Consider the following 3632-nt stretch of genomic DNA (forward strand, 5'->3'; position numbering starts at 1 on the left):
CTTGAGAAGCTTTTAAAAGGCTTAAACGGTTTAATAGGTTTAAGGATTGTGCTTGCTGATTAATAAATAGTATAGCACCTTTTCCTGCCTTGTTTACAGCCTTAAACATGTCGTCTAGCTTTTTATCGGCATTATTAGTTAAGGTTCCTAAAATATCATTATTAACTAAAGTAGAATTAACACGAGTTAAAACGGGCTCGTTAGTTGCCCAATCTCCTTTTGTAAGTGCTATATGTACTTGGTTATTGGTTGTTTGTTGGTAGGCTCTTAATCTAAAACTACCAAAACGCGTTTCTATATTAAAATCTTCTTTTTTATCTATTAAAGAGTCGTGATCCATTCTGTAAGCCACTAAATCTTCAATAGACACGATTTTTAAATCGAATTTTTTAGCAACCTCTATTAATTGAGGTAAACGCGCCATAGTACCATCTTCATTCATAATCTCAACGATTACACCAGCTGGGTTTAAACCAGCTAAACGTGCAAAATCTATTGCTGCTTCTGTATGGCCAGTACGTCTTAATACACCGCCTTCTTTAGCTACAAGAGGGAAAATATGCCCAGGGCGTGCCAAATCGAATGGTTTAGTAGTAGTATTAACTAAAGCTTGTATTGTTTTTGCTCTATCACTTGCAGAAATACCAGTAGTAACCCCATGTCCTTTTAAATCTACAGAAACCGTAAATGCAGTTTCCATAGGATCGGTATTATTGGTTACCATCATGTGTAAACCTAAATCTTTACAACGGTTTTCGGTAAGTGGTGCACAAATTAACCCACGCCCATGCGTTGCCATAAAATTTATCATTTCTGGAGTTACAAGTTCTGCTGCAGCTAAGAAATCACCTTCATTTTCTCTATCTTCATCATCTACAACAATAATAACTTTACCAGCTTTAATGTCGTTTATAGCGTCTTGTATGGTATTAAGTTTAAACTCTACTTTACTTTCAGTATTGGTAATCATTATAAAGACTTTTTAGTTTCGCAAAGATATCGCTTATTTGTGATTAATGCTTAAAATCGGATTCTATTTTTCGATTTCGGAATAGATGAATTATTGGGTAAATTATAAAACCAACTATTAATAATAATGGTTTTTTAGGAGCCGTAAGGTCCTCTATGTTATAATAGAGTTTACTAAAACTAAAATAACTCTTTAGGTAATGTACTATATATATTATAAACGAAATAAGACATAACTGTAGTGTAGCTGGAGCTAATAATGGTTTGTTATTATTTAAAACAAAGTATAAAATAAAAAGTATAACAGCAAAACCATAGAATATATAAGAGAATGTTGCGACAGTTTTATAATCTTTTAACTTAGTTTTTGAGACTAAAACATTTGAAGTCGTTATTTTTTCTGCGTTTTCTATAACTGGTTTATTATGAGTACTTTCTTTTAAAGACACAGGTTTCATTTTAAGTTCTTTTGCAATCTGCTTGCTCTGAATAAAATAATTAACCATGTATAGAGGAAAACCAAATAGTAAAAAGATTAAAGCCCCACCAATAGCACTTTTGTCTAATTGTTTTGTTAAGTTAGAAAAGCTGTTAAATGATTTCATAAATGAAAATAGAAACAGAACTTCTATAACAATACCTGTAACAAATAAAATGTTTCCTATAAGCGGGAATGTATTGTTTTTTAATATACTCCCTAATAATATTAAAGGAACTGCTATGGCATATAAGATAAGAGACAATTTTGAATCTTCATCGTACAAGTGTTTTAAACGTACGGCTTCTTCATATTTTTGATTGGTAAAGTGTCCTCCAATTTTTAATTCTTGTGCAGTGATACCTCTTGTTTCTAAAATAGCTACCGAAGAGTTCTTGTAAGCAATACTATAGTCGTATTCTCTATAATTTTTAATAACATCTATAAGCTTATTATTATCATAACCTTCTAGAGTAGTATATGCATTAGAGTTAGTTGCTAAAAGTGTTTCGCTTTCTGAAACTGTTTTCTGTTTTACACCAAACAGTTTTTTAAGTGGCTCTAAAATACTATCGGTTTCAAAAGCACCTTTATCTTTCGTTGCTCTTGTAGTTAAGTAAATACTTAATGGTAACATAATAAGAGTAGAAAACCAAGTCGCCATTGCGGGGTTAAACGAACCATCTTTAGCACTGTTTTTTGCGAAAATTCCTATAAAGTGATAGGATAAAAATAGTACAATTGCAATTACCATTGGTAAACCTAGTCCACCTTTTTTAATTAGTGCTCCTAATGGCGCACCAACAAAAAAGAGAATAATACAAGCTATAGCTAATGCAAATTTTTCATGAAAAGCTATAATATGCTTATTAAACCAGATAGTTCTAGCTTTTATAGTGTTTTGTTTAGATGTAATAATTTGTATGGTACTAGAAGATGCATTTACAGCATAATCTAATAGTTGTACTTGTCGTTTAGTTTTAAATAAGCTTAAAATATCATGACCAGAATAAATTGTATCTTTTCTTGGTTCTACCGTAAGATTTAAGGTTCCTATATTTGTTCTATCGTATAACGATTTAGCGTTTGTAGCATATAAATTTTGGCGTTGTGTATTTAAAGAATCTATTGCATAGTTTAACTCGTTAATACTAAGCATTGTATATTTATCGTCAATGTTTTTCTGGCTTAAATCTACAGTGTTTAATTGCGATAAATCAATATTCATAATATACTTATCAAAAGAGCTCTTTGTAAATGGACGCCTTAGCCTTTTTTTATAATCTTTTGGTGGCGTATCATCGTAATGATAACCATCAAAAAGCACTAATTGTAATACATCCGATTTTTTGCTACTTATTAGCTCTCCCGTTTTTGCTATGGTTGTTTTATGATTACCAGGTTTCCCTTTTTGACTTTGGTGTATAACAACATCTTCTAAAAACTGTCCGCGCTCTCCTGTTTTTTTAGCAACTTTAATATTAAAGTTTTCGCCTATTTGATTAAACTGCCCTTCGGCAATAGCCATGGCTGGCTTTACTTTTGCAATGTTTTTTCTTAAATTATAACTATTGTACTCCGCCCAAGGAATAACATTATTACTAAAAAAGAAAGTGGTAATAGCTAACAGTACAATAAAAACACTTAAGCTAGACATAGCACGTTGTAATGAAATCCCTGTAGATTTCATTGCAGCAAACTCATAGTTTTCAGCAAAATTTCCAAAAACCATAATAGAAGATAGTAGTATGGTAAGTGGTAATATTAATGGAATTAGAGTGGGGGTTATATAGAATAAAAACTTTAGTACGGTTAATATATCTAAATCTTTTCCTGCTAATTCTTTAATATATAACCAAATAGCCTGTAATACAAAAATCAGCATGAGAATAACAAACACGCTGATAAAAGTTTTAAGATAAGAGGTTAATATATATCTATCTAATATTTTCAAAGGGTAACTAATCTAATGTATTGATGTAGTAATCGCTATATTTACTTTCGTCAAAGGTAAACAAGCTTTTTGAAATAGGTTCATTTGTTTTAAAAGAATTAACAGTCAAAGTTGTTTTTGTGTTATTCTTACCTATTTCAATTAAGTTATAAATGTGCTTTGTTTGCGAATCTATACCTAGTAAAATATATTTTATTTCAGATTTAGAATCTATAGGCGTTAACTTTACAT

General features: G+C 30.7%; 3 protein-coding genes. All 3 read right to left on the reverse strand.

Annotation, left to right across the window (positions count from 1 at the left end):
- On the reverse strand, positions 1–970 hold a 970-nt coding region (gene ribB, locus ACVC2P_RS20380), incomplete at its 3' end, for a 3,4-dihydroxy-2-butanone-4-phosphate synthase (RefSeq protein WP_452600274.1).
- 43 nt (positions 971–1013) lie between these two features.
- Positions 1014–3401, reverse strand: a complete 2388-nt coding sequence (locus ACVC2P_RS20385) for an LptF/LptG family permease (RefSeq protein ID WP_452600275.1) — start codon at positions 3399–3401, stop codon at positions 1014–1016.
- Positions 3402–3408: 7 nt separating this feature from the next.
- Positions 3409–3632, reverse strand: a 224-nt coding sequence (locus tag ACVC2P_RS20390) for a LolA family protein (RefSeq protein ID WP_452600276.1), incomplete at its 5' end; no start/stop codon positions are given.

This window comes from Pontimicrobium sp. MEBiC01747, assembly GCF_053601635.1.